Annotated in this window: 20 protein-coding genes; 4 read left to right on the top strand and 16 right to left on the bottom strand. The window is 36.3% G+C overall.

Annotated elements, in window-relative coordinates; translation table 11 throughout:
* Positions 1 to 132 precede the first annotated feature (132 nt).
* The 8 genes from GQR44_RS06495 to GQR44_RS06530 all read right to left on the bottom strand — a co-directional run bounded on the left by GQR44_RS06495 (position 133) and on the right by GQR44_RS06530 (position 6,098).
* Positions 133 to 744 (bottom strand): glutathione S-transferase N-terminal domain-containing protein, encoded by a 612-nt coding sequence (locus GQR44_RS06495; protein ID WP_166370483.1) that lies wholly within the window; start codon positions 742 to 744, stop codon positions 133 to 135.
* 173 nt (positions 745 to 917) lie between these two features.
* On the bottom strand, positions 918 to 1,241 hold the full coding sequence (locus tag GQR44_RS06500; protein ID WP_166370485.1) for a DUF4144 family protein: 324 nt from the start codon (positions 1,239 to 1,241) through the stop codon (positions 918 to 920).
* A gap of 53 nt (positions 1,242 to 1,294) precedes the next feature.
* Complete coding sequence (locus tag GQR44_RS06505) at positions 1,295 to 2,197, bottom strand: DUF6279 family lipoprotein (protein ID WP_166370487.1); 903 nt, start codon at positions 2,195 to 2,197, stop codon at positions 1,295 to 1,297.
* Between the two features lie 117 nt (positions 2,198 to 2,314).
* Positions 2,315 to 3,103, bottom strand: coding sequence for a DUF3047 domain-containing protein (locus GQR44_RS06510; protein ID WP_240923578.1), 789 nt, complete (start codon positions 3,101 to 3,103; stop codon positions 2,315 to 2,317).
* Positions 3,104 to 3,273: 170 nt separating this feature from the next.
* A complete protein-coding gene (locus GQR44_RS06515) occupies positions 3,274 to 3,759 on the bottom strand; it encodes a hypothetical protein (RefSeq protein WP_240923579.1) in 486 nt (161 codons plus the stop codon).
* 119 nt (positions 3,760 to 3,878) lie between these two features.
* Positions 3,879 to 4,763, bottom strand: a complete 885-nt coding sequence (locus GQR44_RS06520; RefSeq protein WP_166370489.1) for a chemotaxis protein — start codon at positions 4,761 to 4,763, stop codon at positions 3,879 to 3,881.
* A 191-nt stretch (positions 4,764 to 4,954) separates the two neighbouring features.
* Positions 4,955 to 5,401 (bottom strand): GNAT family N-acetyltransferase, encoded by a 447-nt coding sequence (locus GQR44_RS06525; protein ID WP_166370491.1) that lies wholly within the window; start codon positions 5,399 to 5,401, stop codon positions 4,955 to 4,957.
* A gap of 259 nt (positions 5,402 to 5,660) precedes the next feature.
* Entirely contained in the window at positions 5,661 to 6,098 is a 438-nt protein-coding gene (locus GQR44_RS06530) for a GNAT family N-acetyltransferase (RefSeq protein WP_166370493.1), read from the bottom strand.
* 318 nt (positions 6,099 to 6,416) lie between these two features.
* On the opposite strand from GQR44_RS06530, the gene GQR44_RS06535 reads away from it, so the two are divergent.
* On the top strand, positions 6,417 to 7,787 hold the full coding sequence (locus tag GQR44_RS06535; RefSeq protein WP_166370495.1) for an MFS transporter: 1,371 nt from the start codon (positions 6,417 to 6,419) through the stop codon (positions 7,785 to 7,787).
* A 236-nt stretch (positions 7,788 to 8,023) separates the two neighbouring features.
* Here the strand turns inward: GQR44_RS06535 and cyoE are convergent, their stop codons facing one another.
* The 6 genes from cyoE to GQR44_RS06565 form a co-directional block, all read right to left on the bottom strand.
* Positions 8,024 to 8,908 carry a heme o synthase gene (gene cyoE, locus GQR44_RS06540; RefSeq protein WP_166370497.1) on the bottom strand — a complete coding sequence of 295 codons (885 nt, stop codon included), beginning with the start codon at positions 8,906 to 8,908 and terminating at the stop codon, positions 8,024 to 8,026.
* Positions 8,909 to 9,039: 131 nt separating this feature from the next.
* Positions 9,040 to 9,369 carry a cytochrome o ubiquinol oxidase subunit IV gene (gene cyoD, locus GQR44_RS06545; RefSeq protein ID WP_166370499.1) on the bottom strand — a complete coding sequence of 110 codons (330 nt, stop codon included), beginning with the start codon at positions 9,367 to 9,369 and terminating at the stop codon, positions 9,040 to 9,042.
* Positions 9,369 to 9,989: a cytochrome o ubiquinol oxidase subunit III gene (gene cyoC / locus GQR44_RS06550; RefSeq protein WP_166370501.1), complete on the bottom strand. Its 621-nt coding sequence runs from the start codon at positions 9,987 to 9,989 to the stop codon at positions 9,369 to 9,371. The genes cyoD and cyoC overlap by 1 nt, the downstream gene beginning before the upstream one ends.
* Positions 9,986 to 11,974 (bottom strand): cytochrome o ubiquinol oxidase subunit I, encoded by a 1,989-nt coding sequence (gene cyoB / locus GQR44_RS06555; protein WP_166370503.1) that lies wholly within the window; start codon positions 11,972 to 11,974, stop codon positions 9,986 to 9,988. Before cyoB ends, cyoC begins: the two co-directional genes overlap by 4 nt.
* Positions 11,975 to 11,976: 2 nt before the next feature.
* The gene (cyoA, locus tag GQR44_RS06560; protein WP_166370505.1) at positions 11,977 to 12,927 is read right to left on the bottom strand and encodes a ubiquinol oxidase subunit II; all 951 of its coding nucleotides are present in this window, start codon (positions 12,925 to 12,927) and stop codon (positions 11,977 to 11,979) included.
* Positions 12,928 to 13,244: 317 nt separating this feature from the next.
* Positions 13,245 to 13,670 (bottom strand): hypothetical protein, encoded by a 426-nt coding sequence (locus tag GQR44_RS06565; protein ID WP_166370507.1) that lies wholly within the window; start codon positions 13,668 to 13,670, stop codon positions 13,245 to 13,247.
* A 419-nt stretch (positions 13,671 to 14,089) separates the two neighbouring features.
* Here GQR44_RS06565 and ylqF point away from each other — a divergent pair, with 419 nt between their 5' ends.
* The 3 genes from ylqF (at position 14,090) to GQR44_RS06580 (ending at position 21,931) form a co-directional block, all read left to right on the top strand.
* Positions 14,090 to 15,031, top strand: coding sequence for a ribosome biogenesis GTPase YlqF (gene ylqF / locus GQR44_RS06570; protein WP_166370509.1), 942 nt, complete (start codon positions 14,090 to 14,092; stop codon positions 15,029 to 15,031).
* Between the two features lie 376 nt (positions 15,032 to 15,407).
* A complete protein-coding gene (locus GQR44_RS06575; RefSeq protein ID WP_166370511.1) occupies positions 15,408 to 17,813 on the top strand; it encodes a diguanylate cyclase in 2,406 nt (801 codons plus the stop codon).
* A gap of 506 nt (positions 17,814 to 18,319) precedes the next feature.
* The gene (locus GQR44_RS06580) at positions 18,320 to 21,931 is read left to right on the top strand and encodes a PAS domain S-box protein (RefSeq protein WP_166370513.1); all 3,612 of its coding nucleotides are present in this window, start codon (positions 18,320 to 18,322) and stop codon (positions 21,929 to 21,931) included.
* Positions 21,932 to 22,363: 432 nt separating this feature from the next.
* Here GQR44_RS06580 and GQR44_RS06585 read toward each other — a convergent pair whose 3' ends face one another.
* Together GQR44_RS06585 and GQR44_RS06590 are read right to left on the bottom strand one after the other, a co-directional pair.
* A complete protein-coding gene (locus GQR44_RS06585; protein ID WP_166370515.1) occupies positions 22,364 to 23,173 on the bottom strand; it encodes a class III extradiol ring-cleavage dioxygenase in 810 nt (269 codons plus the stop codon).
* Between the two features lie 225 nt (positions 23,174 to 23,398).
* Complete coding sequence (locus GQR44_RS06590) at positions 23,399 to 23,860, bottom strand: DoxX family protein (protein ID WP_166370517.1); 462 nt, start codon at positions 23,858 to 23,860, stop codon at positions 23,399 to 23,401.
* Between the last annotated feature and the right edge of the window lie 145 nt (positions 23,861 to 24,005).

The raw sequence follows: 24,005 nt of genomic DNA on the forward strand, positions 1-24,005 counted from the left end.
CTAATTCACTTATCGTGAGTTAGCCTTTTTATTTTGAGCTGCGAGCCCGTAAGCAATGAAATTATAATCGAAGTTAAATGTTTACTTTGTCTGCCCCTTTATTTAACTGCTGATATAACGCCAATAAACCCGTTAACTAATTGCACACATATTTTCCCAGTGTTCAGCTTGTTTAATCGCATTTTTTAATAAATCCCACTGTAAAAGACTTTGCTGATATTCTCCAGCTTTACCTGGCAATGTAATACCATAGCTATTAAGACGAAATGCTAAAATGGCATAAAATGCGTCGACTGCACCGGCAAGCTCAAACATATAAGGCAAGGTTGCACTTTCAAAAATAGCCTCCACACGGGCTAACTCTTGGTGAATTTGTTGATTCAGTATTGGCGGTGTTGTTGCTGGTGTTAGCATGAAAGGAAACTGTTCGCGTAGTAAGGTAAAACCCGAATGCATTTCTGCACATAAACTTCTAGCACAGGCTCGCTGTTTAACTCTGATAGGATACAGACCACCATGTGAATGTTCATTTAGGTGCTCAATAATTGCTAGCGAATCATTAATCACAATGTTGCCATCAATATAGGCAGGTACAAGTCCACTTGGCGAATGCTCTAAAATTTTTGCTTGGTGATCAGTACTGCTTAAATCAATCACTTGCTCAGACGCTTCTACTTTAATTAGCTGCAAACATATCCATACTCTTAGTGACCATGTTGAACCGGTACCTACAATCAATTTCATCTTATCGCTCCATTGTTATATTTTAATTATAAATTTACTCGTCTAATTCCATCAATAACGCTTTTGCTATTATTAATGATGTTGTTATTTATGCTGTTGTTATTTATTGTGTCATTACATCGTTTCATTTTTATTAATGCGAGTACTAACGCTAATGCAATTGAATTAATAAACTAAAGACTGCACAGCACAGCACAGGAGATAGTTAGGAATTCAATTTTAGTCAGGCACACATTAGCTTTACTAAATTCATGTTCACGTATTAACAGTGTCACTTCTTGCTTAGAAAGCTGACGTTCAGCATCAACGAGTTGCACGCGACTATTGTTAGTCTTATTGCTAAATTTAAGCAAATAACTTAGACCATTTGAGTCAACGACGTAATCATCATCACTGACAATTAACTCTTCGCATTCAGCAATAAATTCAGACTCATCAGCTAAGTAAATAAGCTCATGCTCTCCTTCTAATTTTAATAAACACGGCCAACAAATCATTAATATACCTCATTGAATAATAAACTAAAAACGAACTGAGAAAATAATAATCGTTAATATAAACCTTGTATATCTGCAATGGTATCATCTAATTTCGACTGTACATTGCTTAATTGTTTTACACTTAATGAACTCACCAATTGAGGAAGAAACTCAACCCACTTGGCTTGATTATGCTCAAAAATGGCTAAATATTCTTCAGAACGTAAGCTATTAGTATTGATCAACGCAGGTCTTAATGCCTGTTCAAATTGAACACGATCATTCTCCTTGTGATATTTCTGTTGCCGTAATTGATAAGCGGCAGCGATTGACGTTGCCCAGTCGCGTCGAAACTGAATACGTTGTTCAAAAGCTGATAATAGAGAAGCATTTAGCTGAGTAAGTCGTTTTTTTTGTTGCTTATCAAGCGGCCCAGTAAATTCAGTTATTTGCTCTTCAATACGCTCAAAACGTTTTTTTAAGCGTTCTTTTTCACTGCTATTATCAAAATCATTTATTTTTTTAAGGTTCTGCTGCTCTATTTCAGCCAATAATTCAGTCACTTGCTTATCCGACAAAGAATAAGCAAATCGCATCACATCCGGTTCAGCTTTGAGTAAAATAGCATCCCAAAACTGCTTTAATGCATTAATATAGTTTTTAATCGTTGAATGCTTTATGCCATTTTTTAAATCAATTTTTATATATTTAATTTGCACCACATAATTCTGTAATTCAGTCTTGCGGTGCCATAACAACAATGACTCAATACTGCTATCAAGTTGCTTTTCTTGGGTATTTGTTAATGTGACATAATCATCGATGTACCAAGAAACAACCCAATCAAGATTGTTATAGGCAAGTTTAGTTGAGCAGGCCGTCATAGAAACTAGCAATAAAGCCATCATTAGTTTCAACAACAAACGCATATTGATGCTTTTATATGTTGAATTCCGATATCTGTTAAATGTCATAACATGCACTCCAGATCGTTATATGCTTACTTGGTTGGGTGGCTAATGTTGTTCAGTTCAATACAACTATTTATCTCATTTATTCAAACTAACCCATCAGATAAAAAATAGTAAAAACTACTCTGCACTAAAGTAGATATCTCCATAATACGTAGTGGCTTGTAGCCCTGAACTATCGCTATCCGTCATGACTGCAATGGCATCGATATAGCGAACCTCTTTTCCCAGCACCTTTTGTAAATCGACACTAACATTACGTTTATATTTAACCCATTTACCAATATTTTTAGTGCCTGATTCAACGGCAAACATAATAGCGTTAGAGGTGTAAGGATTGGGCCAAAACTCATTCTCTTTAAAAGAAGATGACCAGACATAATTCAATGCTTTTGTTTTCCATATAAACATACCACCATCGATTACGATATAAATACGCGCAACAAAATCATCCCCTTCTTTTTTAACTTCGTTCAAACCGGAATATAAATGCTGTGTTTTCCAAGACCAATGTAAATAAGGTGTTTTCTGCAGATCAATACGTTGTTCTTTAAACAGCCCAGAAGCACTATTATTACTGTTTGCTTTCAGTATCTTTTTCGCCTTCCCCGCATTAGCTGAAGTGCTGGCATCGGTAACTATTTGGTAGTCTGTTTGACCTGAAAACTCTTTCTCTTCCCACCCAGTAAGGTCTCCCTGTGAGAAATGGCCAATGGTGATATCTGTTGTTAACGCTGGGTTTGCAAAGTGAGTTGAAGTTGCGGGAACAATTAAAGGTTCAACTTGCTCATTAGCGGTCACATTTGAACTAAACATTACCAAGATACAGTTCAGAGCCCAAACGGTCTTCAACTCTTTTTGTCTAAGCACAGTAAACAGATATTTGCAAAAATGACGATTGATGCGCATATAAACACCTTATAAATAATGGATAAATTTGGAAATCGTTGAATTATAGAAAATAGGCTGTGGTTAAAAAGAAAAATTTGTTTGTACTAAAAATACAATTGACGAGCGACTCCAATTTTTAACAATCCACTTGTAGTAATCGACTCAATAAGGCCAGTTTTGATAAATGATTAGATTGAAGCCAACTTAATATGGACCGCAAGCAAGGTTTCATCTCCAATTAATTCAGCACAATGGCCATGAATATGGTCATCAAATGCTTCATTTTCTTGTAAACGATCCTGTGCAATAAATAAGTCCCCTGCTTTAAAGTCTCGAAATTCGCCACTGCGTAGCGTGATACGTAAAATACCTGAACGAATAATAATTAGAGTAGGATCACCGGCCACATGCCAAGTACTAAAATAGCCAGGTTCGCTGCTACGATGGCGAAAGTTGAGCGCATCTATCCTGTCAGTAATAAATAAACCGTTATAATCTACTACTGAATAAGTTACGTCAGTAAAAAATGAATGGCTGGTTTTGCAACTTTCTTTAATTGCATTGCCTTGTTCTGTCATTTTTTGGCTAGCCCCCTGCTCGCCATCCTTTACTTGCAAAAGAGTTTGCTTACTAATGACCGACGCAGTTAAAACAGGCAGTGTAATTTCATTCAAAGTTTGTGCCCCTTAATTTTTTGACCCTTAATAATGTTAATTTTTAATGCATACACCGCTGAGCTAATGTTTTCCAGAAAGCAAAAATCTACTCGTTAACTATGCTCATAAACTAGGTACTAGTGTTTCTTTTTGGCACCTATCAACATCGCATTCACTAATTCTTTAGCATCAAATTTGGCTAATGCTTGATCTGCACCAACCTGACTGGCTCGATCCATACTCATTGCACTGGATAGCGAACTATGCAAAATAACATAGGTTTCTGCAATGGCTGGTACGCTGCGTACTTCAAAGGTTAATTCGTAGCCATCTAACCCTGGCATCTCAATATCACTAACCAGTATGTCGATTGGGTTGCCTTTTGCAGCACAGTCTTTCATGACGGCAAAGGCATCATGACCATTTTTACAAACCTTAAAAGGCACATCAATTTTAGTCAATGCACTTTCTAGTTGACGACGAGCTACGGAAGAGTCATCAACTAATAAAATGTGAGAATTCTGTAATAACCCTTTTTGCACGCCAGTGATCTCCACCGCTTTTTCATCTTTATCAGGGAATAGCTCAGCCAGTAGCAATTCGACATCCAATAGCTGAATAAGTTGATTTTCAAAACGGGTAATACCGGTAATATAAGTTTTATGCCCTAATGAACTAGGTGGCGGATCAATATTTTTCCAATTACATTCGACAATACGCTCTATTTTTCGCACCAAAAATCCAACATGCATGCGACTACAATCGGTGATAATAATGGTTGCCTGTTTTTTTTCAGCTTCGCTCATCGCTGGGTAACCTACTGCAGCAGCCATATCGATAATAGGTAGCGTTCGCCCTCGAATACTAGCAACACCTAATATATTGGTATCCGCATTAGGTAATTGGGTAAGTGGCATATAAGGAACAAGTTCTTTTATTTTTAAGGTGCCTAGCGCAAAATTTTGTAACTGAGATAGTCTAAAAAGCAATAATCCTTGCGATTGACTAGATGTTGATTGCATATTAAATCCTTATTAAATGACTCTGAGTGCTGTTTTTAAAGCTGCATTCAATCTGCAAACAACAACGATATATTTTATATTTTAATTTTTTATTGCTTAAAGTTTAATGTAAAACATGTGATATTTTCTGCACAATACAACCACATAATACTTCAAGGTATATATCAGTTACCACCCCGTTGGCTCAAATATCATATCAGCTTTTTTATAAATAAAATTTTGCCATTTTCTCCATACTTATCATCTTCATTTGCTTGATATCCATGGATTTGGTAACCACTATTAATTAACAACTGTAACATGCCAGGGTAACGATTCATGGACTTGACATTGATACAACTATATCCGGAATTAACAGCCCATTGTTCTTGATAAACACGTAATTGAGTAGCAATGCCTTGTTGACGATATGCAGGAACTACAGCACCTAACCAACTGTAAAATACATTCTCCGATAGTGCATAACCAATTTTGTAAGCAACGACAAGCCCTTTTATTTTTGCAACTAAAATGAGCGAGGTTTTTGCATTTAATCTAGCGGTAATTGATTGCTGTGTATGTTGTTGTTCAAATTCAGGAGTAGAAGCGTCAACTAGCAACACATCATCAATAGTGCCCATTTCTATTATTAAATCCATTACTGTTTCACCTATTAACATTTGTGTGAAAACTCTATGGGGCTATGTTAGCAGGTTATGCGTTCGGAGTATGTGAGCAGATTAAGCGCTCACCTATTGCTTTAATACGAATAAAAAGCAACAAGAGGTATGACACAGTTTGATTTAAGGATAAACCATAGTGCTAACCATTAATTGAAGGCCTTGGAAGCCGACTTGAAACTCACCACTGATACGAAAACCTAGCTTTTTATACAGTGATTGTGCGCGTTGATTTGATTTAAGGATAAACCATAGTGTTAACCATTAATTGATGGCCTTGGAAGCCGACTTGAAACTCACCACTGATACGAAAACCTAGCTTTTTATACAGCGATTGCGCGCGTTGGTTTGATTTCCATACCGACAATGAGGCCCCTTTTTCAAGTTTATGTAAAACATATTGCAGTAGTTTATGGCCTACACCTTGACCTCTGCTACTAGGGTCGACAAAAAGCCAATTAATACGATCTCCGCTAAATCCACAAAAACCAAGAATGCTATCTTGTTCATAAACAAACACTTCTGACTCACCTAACATGAACATAATATATTCATCATCTGCTAATAGTATGAATTTAAAATTTCCCTGCTCTGCATAAAACTCATCGGGCCTAGCGATATTATAAATATTCTGCAACGCTTCAAAATCGTCGTCGGTATATTTACGAATTGACATTTATCCCCTCCTTTAGATTATTTACGACCTTGAATTTAAGATAACAATAAACTTACCAATAGCAATAAATAATCGAATATCTGATAATGCAGATTTTATAGCATTAATTCCATGAAGTAATTGCGTCAAATGGTTTTCCTTTACAAAATTTCAAACACAGAATTGATGCATCTTAACCAGTAAGATTATTCAGCTATTTAGCGAAATCGGCATTACTTATCTTTGCGGGTTGTGTACTCTTAATAGCGTGATAAAATAATCATCACATCCTCTGTAACACTTCGCCCATCTAGGGTATAGACAACATTAAGATATTTTATGAGTTCTAACGGTTTAAATAGTATTGAAAAAAAAGCGGCTTTTTCTTTAGCTGCTGTTTTTGGTCTGCGTATGTTGGGTTTATTTATGATCCTGCCTGTTTTTGCTATTTATGGCGAACAGTTAATAGGTTATAGCCCAATCTGGATCGGTTTAGCGATAGGTGCTTATGGCTTGACTCAAGCTATGTTACAGATCCCCATGGGTATTTTATCTGATAAATATGGGCGTAAACCGATTATTTTGATTGGCTTATTCATTTTTCTATTAGGTAGTATTGTGGCTGCTATGTCAGACACTATCTATGGCGTGGTATTGGGCCGAGCATTACAGGGAACCGGAGCGATTGCGAGTGCTATTTTGGCATTAGCAGCAGATTTAAGTCGTGAAGAACAACGCCCTAAAGTGATGGCAACCATTGGTATGTTCATTGGTTTATCATTTACTATTGCGATGATAATAGGCCCTATTGTGGCAGAAGCCTTTGGGTTAAGTGGATTGTTCTGGTTTATTGCACTATTAACTATTTTTGCGATGTTATTAATTCAATTTTTAGTTCCTCATTCTGTTAATAAAGCCCCACGTGGTGATAGTGTTGCTTTACCTGCTCAACTCAAAAAATTGATTCGCCACCCTCAATTGTCGCGCTTAAATTTTGGTGTATTCGCGCTGCACATGGCGATGACGGCTTGTTTTATTACATTACCTAAACAGTTTGTTGAAAGTGGTTTACAGCTTGAAGATCATTGGCAATTGTATTTACCCACATTAATCGGCTCATTCTTTTTGATGGTACCATTTATGATTTTTGCGATTAAAAAGCAAAAAGAAAAACAAATGTTATCGGCATCGGTTTTATTACTTACCCTAGCGCTATTTCTACTTTGGTACTTGCCAACAAGTTTTACCGGCTTAGTGATCACTGTGATCATGTTTTTCACAGCATTTAACTATTTAGAAGCAACAATGCCTTCTATATTATCGCGCCTTGCCCCTGCTGGTGTGAAAGGTAGTGTGATGGGCATCTACTCTAGTAGCCAATTTCTAGGCGCTTTTAGTGGCGGTGTATTAGGTGGAGCCATTGCCAGTAATTTTGGTGAACAATCTATTTTCTTAGTGATGGCAGTGATCTGCTGTATATGGTTAATCATTAGTTTAGGAATGAGCCCACTTAAAAAGTCTAAAAACCTAAGCTTCACCATTAATGTTGAAAATGAAAAACAAGCGGGAGAAGTAGCAGAACAATTAATTAATATGCCCGGTGTTATTGAGGCAACCGTGGTATTTACTGAAGCGATTGCTTATTTAAAAGTAGATGAAAAAAGAGTGAATATTACCAAGATTAAAAGACTGCTAAATCAAGTTGAATAATGGTAAAAAAGGCGTTAAGTATTAACTTAACGCCTTTTTAGTTTGTCTATTTAAGCTTTATTATTTTAAATAACCTTAACTATCAACTACCAACTATCAATCGTCATAGCGACCAATCATGTTAGTTATTAATCATCTTAATAAGCAATAATGTAATTACTAGGCGTATTAGTTACTAGCAATGATAAGGATTAGCAATGGCAAAGACTAGCTTGCACTGTCAAAACGCCTTTAACTCAATTGAATAGCGCGAATTGCGGAGCAATCATTTGATAATCCATCGCCATCGCAATACTCAATGCAGTAATATTAACAATAGAAAAACCGAACACTTGTCGAGCCCAACCAATCACATCAATATCACGACGATAACCGCGTAATGCCATTAACAACCACCAAAAACTAGTCGTACAAGCAACCGCCATAAAGGCCGCGCCAGTATATCCACCAATAGGCAATAACATCACCACTAACGCATAGATGGCAATATAAAGCACAATATGACGTTTTGCTTTATCAATTCCCTTAGCTACCGGTAGCACTGGAATATTCGCAGCTTGATAATCTTTAAAGCGAAAAATAGCGATCGCATAAGAGTGTGGCATTTGCCATAAACTAAACATCACTAATAATATCAACGCCTCCATATCAAAGCGCCCTGTTACTGCGCAATAGCCAACCACAGGTGGCACAGCGCCGGATAAACTACCGATAAATGTGCCATAAATAGAGTTACGTTTCATATAGAGGCTATAAACACCCACATAAATAACATAACCAAATACAGCAAAAAATACAGCAGCCGACGTTGTATAAGCAATCAATAAACCAAAACCAATCACCCCTAATACAACACCGTGGCATAAAGCTGCTAGCGCAGACATCTCTCCAGTCACCGTCACTCGTGTACGCGTGCGCGCCATTTTGATATCAATATCTCTATCAATCACATTATTAATGACACACCCAGAAGCAATCACAAAAGATAAACCTAATAATGTTGCAATCATCAACCATGGATCAATATCACCACGTGACGCGAGTAAAAAACCACCCGCCACACTGATAAAATTACCCATAATGATACCCGGCTTGGTCACACTCCAATAACGACGAAACATCTTTAACCTCTTTTTTGCCATCTATAACTCGTTTAATACGCTTTACTAAGTTTGAAAACTTTTACGTATCCTAGTATCAACTCTGATTGAAAATAACCCTGCGACAAAAGATTGCCGCAGGGTTGATTAATTTAATACATCATCATTGCGTTTGATGCATAAATAATCCAAACAGATAATCCCACTACCATAATGATAATCATCGCACTGAACAGGAATGAGAAGCTGTTTAAACGACCGCTTTCGGTAATAAAATTAAGGTGTAAAAAGTATTTCAAATGCACCCAAATTTGTACTATTGCTAAAATAACAATGCTCCACAGAGTGGTGACTTTTGAAAAGTCTCCACTGATCACCACATAAAATGGAATGGCAGTTAAAATAACAGATAATAGAAAACCAATTAGATAGGTTTTGACGCTACCATGAGAGGCATCATGCTCTATTTCGTTATGGCTCATTACATTGCTCCCATTAAATAAACAACAGTGAAAACACAGATCCAAACAATATCTAAAAAGTGCCAGAATAAGCTTAAGCAACTCAAACGAGTCACTGTTGCATTACCAAGACCACGACGAGCAACCTCTATCATCATTACCGTCATCCAGATCAAACCCGCTGTTACGTGTAAACCATGTAATCCGACTAAGGCAAAAAATGAACTCAAGAAAGCACTTCCTTGAGGGCCATTACCATGCTCGATAAGGTGAGTAAACTCATAAAGTTCCATAGCGATGAACGAAGCACCTAAGCAAAAAGTGATCAACAACCAATTTAAGGTCCATCCCTTTTTTTGCCTTTGTGCAGCAATCATGGCAAAACCAAAAGTAATACTACTGATCAATAATGCGGCTGTTTCTACTGCTACAAAATCGAGTTCAAAGATATCTTTACCCGATACACCACCCGCTGTATTCATAAATAACACAGCATAAGTCGCGAAGAACGAGGCAAATAACAAGCAGTCAGTCATTAGGTATAACCAAAAACCAAAAATCGTATCTCCGGAAGTATCATGGTGTTCATGATGCTCATGAGATACTGCTTTAGTATCTATTTGTGCACTAACAGTACTCATGCATTTATCCCCTTACTTGCGCTTAAATTATGGGCTTTTTCTGTTGCTAATATTTCTTGTGGTTGCACATAAAAATCGACATCTTTGCTGTAACAACGTTGGATAAAGACAGCAATACCGCCCACCAAACCTACAATCGCTAACCACCAAATATGCCAGATCATGGCAAAACAGAACGCAGTTAAAGTGATCCCCATAAATACGCCTGCCGTTGTGTTTTTAGGCATATGGATAGGTTCATAGCTCGCTTTAGTTTGATAAACTTGGCCTTTTTCTTTCATATCCGTCCATGCATCAATATCATCGATGTGTGGAATTTCGGCGAAATTATAAGACTGTGGAGGAGAAGATGTTGCCCATTCAAGTGTATGGCCATTCCACGGATCACCCGTTTTATCATCAAGGGCCTCACGGTCTCTAAAGCTCACGTACAATTGAATCACTTGGCAAATAATACCGAACATAATGATCACAGCACCCACCATGGCAATGTATAACCAGATGTTCCAATCAGGATTATTAGTGTGATTTAAACGACGTGTCATACCGAGGAAACCAAGCACATAAAGTGGCATAAAGGCAAAGAAGAAACCAACTATCCAACACCAGAAAGCACCTTTACCCCAACGCTCATTAAGCTTAAAGCCCATCGCTTTAGGGAACCAGAAAGAGAAACCAGCAAGGTAACCAAATACCGCACCACCAATGATCGTATTATGGAAATGTGCAATTAAGAACAGACTATTATGTAGAACATAATCAGCACCTGGAATCGCTAATAACACCCCCGTCATACCACCGACAGTAAAGGTAACCATAAATCCAAGTGTCCACATTACTGGGACAGTCATTTGTAAACGACCACGGTAAATAGTAAATAACCAGTTGAAAAGCTTCACCCCTGTTGGCACAGCGATAACCATGGTCGCCATACCAAAGAAGGAATTAACGTTGGCACTCGACCCCATGGTAAAGAAGTGATGTAACCACACGATGAAACCTAAGATTGAAATTGCACCACTTGCATAAACCATTGACGTATAACCAAATAAACGTTTACTGGTAAAGGTTGATATAATTTCAGAGAATATACCAAAAGCAGGTAGTACTAAGATATAAACTTCAGGATGACCCCAAGCCCAAAACAGGTTGATGTACATCATGGCGTTACCACCACCATCATTAGTAAAGAAGTGGAAACCAAGGTAACGGTCAAGTGTTAGCATTGTTAACAATGCGGTTAAGATTGGGAAAGATGCTGCAATTAAAATATTTGCCCAAGTACAGGTCCAAGTGAAAATAGGCATTTTCATTAATGTCATACCTGGTGCACGCATTTTTAAGACAGTCACTAAAAAGTTAACAGATGTTAATAATGTACCCAACCCAGATATTTGTAGGGCCCAAATATAATAATCTACTCCCACTCCAGGGCTAAATGTCAGCTCCGAAAGTGGTGGATAAGCAACCCAACCTGTTTTAGCAAACTCACCAAACACAAGTGACATATTAATTAAAATGGCACCGCTGGCTGTTAACCAAAAACTTAAATTGTTTAAGAAAGGAAAAGCAACATCACGCGCACCAATTTGTAACGGTAAAATGATGTTCATTAATCCCACCATAAATGGCATCGCCATAAAGATGATCATAATCACACCATGTGCCGTAAATATTTGGTCATAATGTTCAGGCGGAAGATAACCCGGCGCACCACTGGTTGCTAATGCAAGTTGTGAACGCATCATGATCGCATCGCTGAAACCACGGAACAACATCACTAAAGCAAGAAGGATGTACATAATACCTAAACGTTTATGGTCTACGGATGTGATCCACTCAGTCCATAAAATACCCCACTTTTTATACTTTGTAATGAGTGCAAAAAGTGCAATGCCACCGATAGCGATGGCACCCATAGTGAACACTAAAATAGGTTCATGGAACGGAATGGCATCTATCGATAATTTACCTAAAAACGACATAATTACTCCTCGCCTTGGCTGTTAGCTGAGCTAACTGAATGTTCAGCCATTTCATGATGCAAATGTTTCATACTTCCCATCTCTTTATTTTTATCCATATTGCGCGAGCCATTCATACCAGCCATGTATTTCATGATAATGGTATGGAACAAGCCTTTATCAACGCTGCCGTAATAAGTCACAGGATTGTTCTCACTGGCTAAAGCTAATTGATCATAATTTGCTTTCGTTAATGAGCTCCCCTGCGCTTTAACATCACTCACCCATTGATCAAAGTCAGCTTGTGTAGGCGTTGCAATCGCATTAAATTTCATACCAGAGAAACCAGCACCACTGTAGTTAGCAGAAATACCTTTGAAGGTACCTGGCTCATTAGCGATCAAATGCAACTTAGTTTGCATACCGGCCATTGAGTAAATTTGACTACCTAACTGTGGAATAAAGAACGAATTCATGGTGCTTTCTGAGGTGATTTTGTATTCAACCGGTACATTTGCTGGGAACACCAATTCATTGACTGTCGCAATACCTTGTTCCGGATAAATAAATAACCATTTCCAGTTTAAGGAAACGACTTCAACAGTCAGATGTTCTCCCTTACCTTCAATCGGCTTGTAAGGGTCTAAGCTATGAGTTGATTGCCAAGTAATCACGCCTAAAATAATCACGATAAGGATTGGAACTGCCCAAACAAAAGCTTCTATTTTATTTGAGTGAGCCCATTTCGGGGCATAAATTTCATGAGTTTGTGTATCTCTATATTTCCATGCGAAATATAAAGTCATCACAATAACGGGGATCACGACGAGCAGCATGAGTACAGTAGCTATGATGATTAAGTTTTTCTCATCAATACCTATTTGACCTTTTGGGTCGAGCACTCCGCCTGAGCAGCCGGACAAAACCAGCACCATGCTAGCTAAGGCTATATTACAAAGGTTGCGAATTAACAATGGACTATCCTACTAATACCAATTCACATAACTAATGAAAAAGCTAACTTACTGTAGTAAATCAACTAAACACATGTAATTAAGTGAATTGATATAACCTAAAATTTAAAAGATGTTATTTGATGCACCACAGCGACTATAAAGTCGGTACATAAAAACAACGGAGTAGAAATTCTCTGATATTTTTTTACTCAACACAAAAATTGGGTGACAAAAAATAACAGTAGATTGAATAAGGGAGGTGAATCGCAAACACATGCGGCTACAAAAAAACAAAGATGATTAAAAAACTAAAACAGCTAAGCTACAGGTAGCGATTAACCATTTACAGCTGGGGGAGCACGGCAACCGTGAATACTGAGGGAAATAAAAGATTGTAGGGTTTCGCAAAAAGAAACCGCTGTTTTACGTAACACCATCGCCGTTCGGCGAGCAGGAAAGTATAAAAATAATAACCAGCATAAACCAATTAATAGTTGACTCGACATTAATGAGTCATCAAAAAGGCTGCCACTATTAACTGACATAGACTCAGAAAAAGCCCCTTCACTTAATAGATGATTTAATTCGCTAATATCGTCAATTAAGCCATTCAACAACATGAATACATAAATGCATAATAGCGTTAAAATAGGCAGTAACTTGCCCTCCATTCCTATTGCACGGGCACTCAAACCTAATCCACTAACTGTGGATTGCGATTTAATTTGCTGACAATATTGTAGAGGAAACAGTACACTCAAAAGTTATTACCTTAATGATCCGGAAAAATCAATTAAACCTCCTACTTCATTTCCAAATATATTTGCATGATGTAAATCAACAAACTAGTAAGAAGCAAGGGAATTTTCGGCAGTATAACAAAGTCGTTGAGCGCGACAAGTAGAAAAGACGTTAAGTAATAAATGAATTAATTTTCAATACCAATAAAGCAGTAAAAATTTGTTGCCATCAGGTTCAAATAGCTTTTTATGGCTATGGCTTATTATTAACCATTAATTACATGTCTATCTATCCGATCATCAGTTAAAATAACAAATTATCAACATTGTACTTAAAAACCTTCCCCCGATTAACGAATTTAATTTTCAAGCAGGGTTTCAAGTCATGTTAAGCTTAAATATCAGTCATGATATAAAAATTCCAAAGGCAGTAAAATTAAATGAGTAAAGCGAATATCCAGTGGTTTCCTGGACACATGCACAAAGCACACAAACAAATTCAAGAAGTACTTCCACAAGTTGATATTATTATTGAAGTTGTTGATGCACGTATCCCTTACAGTAGCGAAAACCCACTGATAGCAGCTATTAGAAAGAAAACGCCTTGTATTAAAGTATTAAATAAAGCAGACCTTGCGGACCCAGAAATTACCGCCAGATGGATTGAGTATTTAGAACAAGATCAAGATGTAAAAGCGATTGCCATTACCACTAGCAAACCTGAGCAAGTGCATCAGATCACTAAACTCTGTGAAAAGATGTTACCTAATCGATTAGGGCAAGATAAACAAATTCGAGCCATGATCATGGGTATTCCTAATGTAGGTAAATCCACCATCATTAATATTTTAGCTGATCGTATTATTGCTAAAACGGGTAATGAACCTGCAGTGACTAAAAATCAACAACGTATCCGCTTACCAAGTGGCATTATGCTGTCCGATACTCCAGGGTTTTTATGGCCTAAAATTGAGAATGCAAATTCTGGTTATCGTTTAGCGGTAACGGGAGCGATTAAAGATACTGCTATTGAGTATGAAGATATTGCATATTACGCAGCGGAATATTTAATAAAACACTATTTGCCTCGTTTACAGCAGCGTTATGAGTTTGAGGAAACTCCGCAATCGGACCATGAGTTAATGGAACTGATTGCTAAACGTCGTGGTGCATTGCGCGCAGGTGGGCATTTTGATATCTACAAAGTATCAACAATCCTGTTAAACGAGCTGCGTTCTGGTGCATTAGGTTTATTAAGTTTAGAAATACCTGAAATGGTGGCGGTTGAAAAACTGGAAGTTGAAGTGATCATGGCAGAAAAACTGAAAAAGAAAATTGAAGTTAAAGAAGCAAGAAGAAAAAGATACAAGAAAAATAGATAATATCAATAACTTCTTACTATGCGAATTAACGCTAAAGTGTTTAAGCATGAGATAGGAAAATATAGCTATTAGATAAGTCTTAGATAAACATCACATTGGCTTTTTACATTTTTTATAAACCCTGTAAATAATGCTAATACTAATGTGATGACATTGTTGTAACAATCAATCCTTCCTACCTACCTACCTATTCCTTGTTTTTTATCCACAATATACATAGATATTTTATCGCGCAGATTTTAAATTTATTTATATAACTCCTTTATCAAAAAAAGGTTTATATGCACTCTGCAATATCTGTTATCATTAATAATTGAGCATTAGTATTATTTAATATCTGATATGTAAATCTGCATTGTCAAAAAAGGAATTCTGAGTGCCCATCAATATCAGAGTGTGTATTTGTTTTTTTGCATTGTTTGTTAATACACTGCATGCAAAAGAATTCAAGCAAATAACTTTGCAAGCTTCTTGGTTTGAGCAATTTCAATTTGCTGGCTACTATATGGCCAAAGAAAAAGGCTTTTATAATGAAGTTGGTTTAGCACTGACAATAAAACCTTTTCACATTGAGATACAAAATGAGATCGCTCAATTAGTCACTGATGACAAAGTAGATTTTGCAGTTGGTAAAGAAAACCTCATTTTAGAGCAAGCTCAACATAAAAAAATAATTGCTTTGTATGCCCTTTTTCAATCCAGTCCCTTAGCTATTTTCAGCACTAAAAAATCTCATATTGATACATTCAAAGATTTCCTAGGTAAACGGATCATGACCACCCAGGCCGATGCTCAGCAAGTCTCATTGAAGTCCATGTTGAGTTCACACCATGTGCAAGAATCAGACTTAACTTATTTAACTCATACGCATGATATAAAAGACCTCATCAATAACAAAACTGATTTAATCTCTGGTTATGTATCAAAAACCCCACACGATTTAGAAGCCTTAGGTGTACCCTTTAATACTTTTTCACCACAAGATTATGGTTTTGATTTGTATAGCGATTTTTTGTATACCAGCCAAAATTTTATGGCTAATAATAAACTACAGGCCGAAGCCTTTAGAGCCGCATCTTTAAAAGGCTGGCAATATGCGTTTGATAATATAGATGAAGCCGTTGATATAATATTTGAAAAATACAATGAACAAAACATAAGTAAATCAGCCCTTTTATTTGAAGCAAAAGCACTTAAAAAATTAGCCTACCTCAATACACCAACACTTGGTGTTATTGATGAGAATAAACTAAAAAAGAGCTTTGATTTATATAAGGTACTAGGGGTTGATAAAGGACCGATTGATTTCAGTCAGTTCATTTACGATAAAACGAATCCTTTTTTATTCCTAACCTCGCAGGAAAAAAGCTATTTAAAGAATAAACAAAAGATAACAATATGTATTGATCCTAACTGGTTACCCTATGATGGTTTTGATGAGGCTGGTCAACATATTGGGTTGAATACTGAGTTTCTTGATATCTTTAGAAAGCGCCTACCTATTCCATTAGATATCGTGAAAACTGAATCATGGGCTGAATCGGTAGTTTTTGCCAAACAAAGGAAGTGTGACCTTTTATCACTTGCAGGTGTCACTGAAGAGAGAGAAGAGTTTCTTAATTTTACTTCTCCTTACTTAACTTTTCCCCGAGTATTAGTGACTAAACCAGACCAGCCATTTGTTAACAATTTTACTCTCTTAATAGATAAAAAAATTGGCATGGTTCAAGGCTATGCGCAACAGGATATAATTAAAAACACTTACCCCAATATCATTATAGTAAATGTTAATTCGATAAAAGATGGCCTTAATAAAGTAGCTAACGGCGAACTTTATGGTTTCATTGATGCTTTAGATGCTGTTGGCTATTTTTTACAAGAAGATTTTTTAGGGGAACTAAAAGTAAGTGGGAAATTTGACCAAAAAAGAGAGCTTGGTCTTGGCGTTAGAAATGACCACCCCCTTTTATTAAGTATATTTAACAAACTAATTGATAACTTATCGCAAAAATCAATCAAGAGCATTACCGATAAAAGTGCATCCATTCAATATGTTGATAAATTTAACTATCAATTATTATGGTGGTTATTATTAATTGTATTAGCCATTATTGCGGCCTTTGTATACAGACAGAGTTTATTAAAAGATTTAAATAATAAATTGAATGAAAAAGTTGCAGAAAAAACCAAAGCCTTACAGGAACTAAATGAAAGCTTAGAACTAAAAATAAAACAGCGCACTGAGCAAATCGAACATTCAAAACGTCTATTACAAGATGTTGCTTACAGAGATAATTTAACGGGTGTTTTTAATCGACATTACTTAGATGAAAAGTCGATATGCTTTTTTAAACAAGCCGATATGCTTAATCAACCTCTCTCTCTATTGTTAATTGATATCGATTATTTTAAAAAAGTAAATGATGCTCATGGGCATATTATTGGAGATAAAGTGTTAACTCATTTTGTTAACAATATTAGAAAAACCTTAAGAGCTGATGATTTACTGGTGCGCTATGGCGGAGAAGAATTTATTTTACTGCTACCTAAAGAGGATTTACAACAAAGTTTAATTGTTGCAGAAAAACTACGTCAATATATAGAGTGGCACCCTTATCAATTGGACAAAGAAAATAATTTAATCAATATTACAATCAGCATCGGTGTTGGCCAATATGAAACAGGCGATTCTTTAGAGCAATTCATAGGAAAAGCTGATTCGGCATTATATATCGCCAAGAATAATGGCAGAAATCAAGTTCAAGCAATCATGAAGAAATAAACGACTTAGATTCAAATCAAAAGGTTCTAGGCGGTGGTTGCACACAATAAAACTAATTATATTTTTGCCCCTGTAAATAATACTGGTAACCGCCATATCACTTTCAGAGTTTAAATCGCTTAAAAATAGTTATTATCTAGATATATTAAATGATTTTTTTTAAGCTGTGATCAATGATTTACATTGATATACATTTATCAGCTATATTTATTTTTATATAAAATTTATAAACTATTTTATCTGATATTAGGTCTACTCCCTCACTATCCAGACCATTCAAGTTGTCCCCGAAGCCATCTATTAATAGTAATCTTATATTAGCTACTCAGTTTAAATAGCAAGGATAAAAAAATGACAAACCTTGAACCACAAATAAGCGCTAAAATTTATATAAAAAAATCTACTATTTTTCTCTCAATACAAAAACTTATAAACGCCCAACGTCCTTTGAGCACGCTCAGTTTTCCTAGCCTATTTTTTCTACCAACTTTGTATAATGTGAAACTATGAAATTAAACAATTCAAAGTCACCTCACCTACTGATTAATGATACGGAGCTGTTATTTAAAATGGCTTTCAATCAACCATTTTATTTCATGGCGATACTCTCACCGGAAGGAAATATCTTAGACGTTAATGACTTAGCATTAACATCCAAAGGTTTGAAAAAAGAAGATTATATTGGCAAGCTATTTTGGAAGTCCCCTGCATGGTCTAATTTTCCTGAATGGGAGAGTCGTTGGATGAAACGCTTAGCTAAAGCGTCCAGTCAACAAAAAGCGGTAATAACGGAAGATTATTACCAAATTGCAGATGGCTCTGTTTATTATACTGATGTATCGACAACTGCTATTTATACCCCTAATAACCAACTCTCTGGTTATATGATCCAAGCTATTGATACGACAAAACACAGACAAAAATATAGACAAATAGAAGAAACAACAAAAAAAGATGATACTGACTTAGAGCTGGTTCTAGAACAAAGCAAGGTTGGTAATTGGTCTCTTAATCTTGTTAACCAGAGTTCTCAACGTTCTCTGACACACGACCAAATATTTGGTTACGACTCATTGGTACCCCATTGGACTGCAGATACATTTCTTCAACACGTCATCCCTGAAGAACAAATAGAGGTAACTAACAAACTCCAACAAGCTATTGCAAATAAAATGAATTGGAAAATTGAGTGTCGAATTATTCGAACCGATGGTGAAATTCGTTGGATTTTAGCTTCAGGTGGACATGTGATTGACGCACCAGGTCAATCAAAATTAATGGTCGGAATAGTACAAGATATAACAGATCTAAAAAAAGCAGAGCATGCTAATTTACAACATAGTGCTGAACTACAAAGCATATTTAACGCGCTACCAGATACTTACTTTCGTATACAATCCGATGGAAAAATTCTAGATTATCGTACACAAAATAAAAGCGAGCTGTTTAAAGTACCCGAACAATTTATTGGTAAACGCATGCAAGATATTTTACCAAAAGATACTGGCGCATTATTCCAATCAAAAATAGATGAGATCATGCAGGTCGATAAGGTAGTTACTTTTAATTTTCAATTATCTACTAATAATCAAGTAGCTCACTTGGAAGCTCGACTTAATAGAATTCATTTGCATGACCAACTTGTGTGTGTTGTTCGTAATGTTACAGATCAATATGAATCCAGAGAATCTTTAGAGGTCAGTGAACAACTATTTCGTACTATTTTTGAACAAGCATCGGTTGGCGTTGCATTGGTCAGTTTTGATATCAAAAAGGTCATTCGTATTAATCAACAGTTTTGCGATATGGTTGGCTACAGTAAAGAAGAAATGTCAGATCCTAATATTTTTGAAAAAATCACACACCCTGATGATTTAAAAAGCAATTTAAGTAAACGAAATAAAGTATTAAGAGGCAAAAAACGATCAACAACAATGGATAAACGTTATATTCACAAAGATGGGCATATCGTTTGGGTTGAGCTAACCATTTCCCCGACTCGTAAAGTCGGCAACCTACCTAAAACTATTATTGTCGTTGCTCAGGATATTAGCCAACGTAAAAAAGCAGAAGAAAGATTACTACTATCCTCTAAAGTATTTAGTGATACTAATGAAGGTATTGTCATTACAGATGCTCAGCAACTTATTGTGGATGTTAATCCAGCCTTCGTTAGAATAACAGGCTTTAGCAAACAGGAAGTTATGGGTAAACTGCCCAGCTTCTTAGGGTCTGGTAAGCAAAGCCCGCAGTTTTATGAAGAGATGTGGTCATCAATTAAAACCCACGGGCATTGGCAAGGCGAAGTTTGGAACAGAACAAAACAAGGAGAACTCTATGCTGAACTGCTCAATATCTCATCACTAACCAATCAACAAAATCGAGTCACTCACTACATAGGTGTATTTTCCGATATTACCAGCATTAAGCAACAACAAGAAAAACTTAACCTGATGGCGCACTATGATGTACTGACTAAATTACCTAATAGAGCTTTATTTATAGATCGTTTTCATCAATCTATTGCCCATAGTATTCGTACAGGCCATCAACTAGCGGTGTGCTTCCTAGATTTAGATAATTTCAAACCTGTAAATGATACCTATGGTCACGAAGCGGGTGACCATTTATTAATTGAAGTATCAGAACGTATTATTGGTTGCATCCGAGAAGAAGACACGGTTTCCCGCCAAGGTGGTGATGAGTTTGCCATCTTATTGAATGATATTAAATCGCCTTCACAATATGAAGCAACCGTCAAACGCATTCATAAAGCGTTAGCCATACCTTATATAATTGATGATATTGAGCATCATCTTACTGTCTCTAGTGGTGTTACCCTTTATCCATCAGATAATGCTGATATAGATACTCTATTACGTCATGCTGACCATGCAATGTACCAATCTAAATTAGCGGGTAAAAATCGCTCTCAATTATATAGTCCAGATTCAGACCAACGTATAATTCAACACAACCTTCAATTAGAAGAAATTAATCGCGCTTTAATCAATAATGAATTTCAATTGTACTATCAACCGAAAGTTAATATGGCAACAGGTGAGGTGTTTGGAGCCGAAGCCTTAATTCGCTGGCTTCACCCAGAAAGAGGCATGATACCACCACTAGATTTCTTACCATTTATCGACGGAACATCATTAGAAATTAAGATTGGAGAATGGGTTATCAATGAGGCCCTGCAACAACTTGAAAACTGGCAGCTGCAAGGTATTGAACTTGAAGTGAGTATCAATATTGCTTCTTATCACCTGCTCTCTTCCTCTTTTTTTATTGTGCTTGAACAGTGCTTAGCTGAACACCCTGCAATTAAACCTCAATGTTTGCAATTAGAAATTTTGGAAAGCTCTACTTTAGGTGATCTCAAAACAATTACTCATATTATCAAGGAGTGTCAAACGCTGTTAGGTGTCAGTTTTGCTTTGGATGATTTTGGCACAGGTTACTCATCATTAACTCATTTAAGAAGTTTACCTGCGGAAACGATTAAGATTGATCAAAGTTTCGTCAGAGACATGCTAGATGATCCAAGTGATTACTCAATTATTGATGGTGTTATTTCATTAACAAAATCATTTAATCGTAATGTTATTGCTGAAGGCGTTGAAACTAATGAGCATGGATTGATGCTGTTATTGATGGGATGCCAACAAGCTCAAGGTTATGGAATAGCGAAACCGATGTCAGCACCAGCCCTGTCGAAATGGTTAAGTGACTATATTCCTAACCAAACCTGGATCACTTGCAGTAAAAAAGAGCACAATAATAAACAAAAAAATCTGAAAATATTTAAGCTAATTACCACACAGTGGAAAGATAAACTAAGAAAACAGATTTTATTACCCCCGAATAACAAAATAGTTTGGCCAATACTTGATAATCAACTATGTCATTGTGGTAACTGGACTTTCCTAAGGAAACAAGAGCAGTTATTTACAGAAGAAGAGATGCAACAGATTGAAAATGCTCATGACAAAATACATAAAATAGCTTATTCGTTACAGCTTAAATACCAAGCCGGAGAACTAGAATCAGCACGCGCTGACTTAGCTGAGCTTGATTTGGCTTTTATTGAAATGAACAACACAATTGGCCTATAGGAAATATTAGTTAACCTTTACGTTATGACTAATATTGGTTGGCAACGGCTACATATATCCTGACTAGAGGTAGAAATAGAAATAGAAATAGAAATAGCCGATATCTTATTTTTAGATTTTCAATAAAAAAGATTTATGCCGCCGGTAATCTCAACTAAATTAGAATCACTTTACATAAGTGACACTCGGCTATACAAATACGGAATAAAATCAATATATCAATATATCAATATATCAATATGATGAAATTGAATCTATTGATAGGCTAGCCGAGGCAGTGATGACTAATTTTAATAGGCCACTATACTTTGGTAATTTAACCTAATTTCCTTGATATAATGCTAAAAAGTACCAGTAAACGATTAAGTAATATCCATTTCATATTCAATTACATAAAGAGATCAAACTCTATGATTTTAATCGTTCATTGCATTATTTTACTTGGCTATGCCATATAAAGGCGCTAGATTGTTTGTTAAGAATAGTTATATTTTCATGTTCATCACTTGCTCTTCCCGCAAGCCCATAACAAACATGCAAAGGTAATAAATGTTCTTCTCGTGGATGACAATAGCGAGCATGTGGAGCCTGAACCCAGTTTGTCATTCTTTCATTACGATCATCTTCGCGAATATTTTTGTCGCTCAATGTTATACTTAACCAATCTTCAAACTGTTGATTTTTTAATTGGTTATCAGCCGTATTAGGTGCAAAGAATGCTTTCATATTATGAAATGAGAAGCCTGACCCTATCACTAGTAAATTATCATAATCAAGTAACTGTAGTGCTTTTCCAATGGCTAGATGCAGTGCAGGATCTAGACTATTCACTAATGAAAGCTGAATAACAGGAATATCAGCAGCGGGATACATTAACGTCAATGGAACATAGACACCGTGGTCATAACCTCTTTTATATTCAAGTTTAGCTGGTATGCCAGATTGCTTTAATACCTGCTGTACTTGTTTTGCAAGCTCAGGTTCTCCTGGGCTTGGATATTTCACTTCATATGCTGGGGCAGGAAAGCCGTAGTAATCGTAGAGCAATTCAGGGTTTGAGTGCGCAGTGATCATCACCTGTTCAGTTTCCCAATGCGCACTAATCAATAAAATAGCACTTGGTTTAGATATTTTTTGGGGTAGCGATTTTAAATAAGACACCATTTCAGCATGTGCAGGGTCATCAAACAATGGCATAGGGCCACCACCATGAGAAATAAAAGCGATATTTACGTTCTTCATATTAACTCCAAAACAATAAATTAGGTTTAAGATGTCCAATTGAGCACTAGCTAGCTACAGAGTCCAACACTGGTAAAGCTCGCTAAGCGAAAATATCAAGTGTTTAAGTAGACTGATAAAAGTCTAAAAGTAGCTCAAAACTTACTAATAATTCATTGTCGCGCACTGAGTCGCAACAATGAATTACGTAAGAAAGAATAAAGTAAGAAAGAGGGAATAATTAAATTATTTACTCTGCTTTTTACTATTCAATTCAAGTAAGAAGTGATCAAGACTATAACTACCACCACCTTGTACAGCGATAGCAACCAATACAACTAAAAGTGTTAATGCATATTCATACCCATTATTAGCCATAAATAAACCATTATTAATGTGTACGGAGAATATAGCGACGACCATAGTGAAAGCCGCAACCACTGCCGCAGGACGAGTTAACAAACCTAATAGAATGGCTAATCCACCAAAGAACTCTGCACTTCCAGCAAGTAATGCCATTAGGTAACCTGGAGTCATTCCTATACTTGCCATCCACTGTCCAGTCCCCTCTAGTCCATAGCCCCCAAACCACGCAAACAATTTTTGCGCACCATGAGCAGCTAAAATAAGACCAATTGGCGCACGTAGTATTAATGCAGCAACGCCTGCTTTAGATGACAGTACTTTGTTTAACAATGATGATTTCATGGGTTGTTCCTTGATAAAGTTAATAATTAATAGTGTTGCCCCTGTTGTGGGATGTATGTACTTTACTATCAACAAAATAAAAGAGTAACATGTATAATAACGAATAATTAACAACAAAATGTTGTTAATTGAGTTTTTAAGATTT

The organism is Psychromonas sp. SA13A, assembly GCF_011378715.1.
Lineage (GTDB): Bacteria > Pseudomonadota > Gammaproteobacteria > Enterobacterales > Psychromonadaceae > Psychromonas.

What these genes read in the sequence shown, in the direction of transcription:
- GQR44_RS06495 (WP_166370483.1), bottom strand. Translation starts at nt 744, where the DNA reads ATGAAATTGATTGTAGGTACCGGTTCAACATGGTCACTAAGAGTATGG.
- GQR44_RS06500 (WP_166370485.1), bottom strand. Translation starts at nt 1,241, where the DNA reads ATGATTTGTTGGCCGTGTTTATTAAAATTAGAAGGAGAGCATGAGCTT.
- GQR44_RS06505 (WP_166370487.1), bottom strand. Translation starts at nt 2,197, where the DNA reads ATGACATTTAACAGATATCGGAATTCAACATATAAAAGCATCAATATG.
- GQR44_RS06510 (WP_240923578.1), bottom strand. Translation starts at nt 3,103, where the DNA reads ATGCGCATCAATCGTCATTTTTGCAAATATCTGTTTACTGTGCTTAGA.
- GQR44_RS06520 (WP_166370489.1), bottom strand. Translation starts at nt 4,763, where the DNA reads ATGCAATCAACATCTAGTCAATCGCAAGGATTATTGCTTTTTAGACTA.
- GQR44_RS06525 (WP_166370491.1), bottom strand. Translation starts at nt 5,401, where the DNA reads ATGGATTTAATAATAGAAATGGGCACTATTGATGATGTGTTGCTAGTT.
- GQR44_RS06530 (WP_166370493.1), bottom strand. Translation starts at nt 6,098, where the DNA reads ATGTCAATTCGTAAATATACCGACGACGATTTTGAAGCGTTGCAGAAT.
- GQR44_RS06535 (WP_166370495.1), top strand. Translation starts at nt 6,417, where the DNA reads ATGAGTTCTAACGGTTTAAATAGTATTGAAAAAAAAGCGGCTTTTTCT.
- cyoE (WP_166370497.1), bottom strand. Translation starts at nt 8,908, where the DNA reads ATGTTTCGTCGTTATTGGAGTGTGACCAAGCCGGGTATCATTATGGGT.
- cyoD (WP_166370499.1), bottom strand. Translation starts at nt 9,369, where the DNA reads ATGAGCCATAACGAAATAGAGCATGATGCCTCTCATGGTAGCGTCAAA.
- cyoC (WP_166370501.1), bottom strand. Translation starts at nt 9,989, where the DNA reads ATGAGTACTGTTAGTGCACAAATAGATACTAAAGCAGTATCTCATGAG.
- cyoB (WP_166370503.1), bottom strand. Translation starts at nt 11,974, where the DNA reads ATGTCGTTTTTAGGTAAATTATCGATAGATGCCATTCCGTTCCATGAA.
- ylqF (WP_166370509.1), top strand. Translation starts at nt 14,090, where the DNA reads ATGAGTAAAGCGAATATCCAGTGGTTTCCTGGACACATGCACAAAGCA.
- GQR44_RS06580 (WP_166370513.1), top strand. Translation starts at nt 18,320, where the DNA reads ATGAAATTAAACAATTCAAAGTCACCTCACCTACTGATTAATGATACG.
- GQR44_RS06585 (WP_166370515.1), bottom strand. Translation starts at nt 23,173, where the DNA reads ATGAAGAACGTAAATATCGCTTTTATTTCTCATGGTGGTGGCCCTATG.
- GQR44_RS06590 (WP_166370517.1), bottom strand. Translation starts at nt 23,860, where the DNA reads ATGAAATCATCATTGTTAAACAAAGTACTGTCATCTAAAGCAGGCGTT.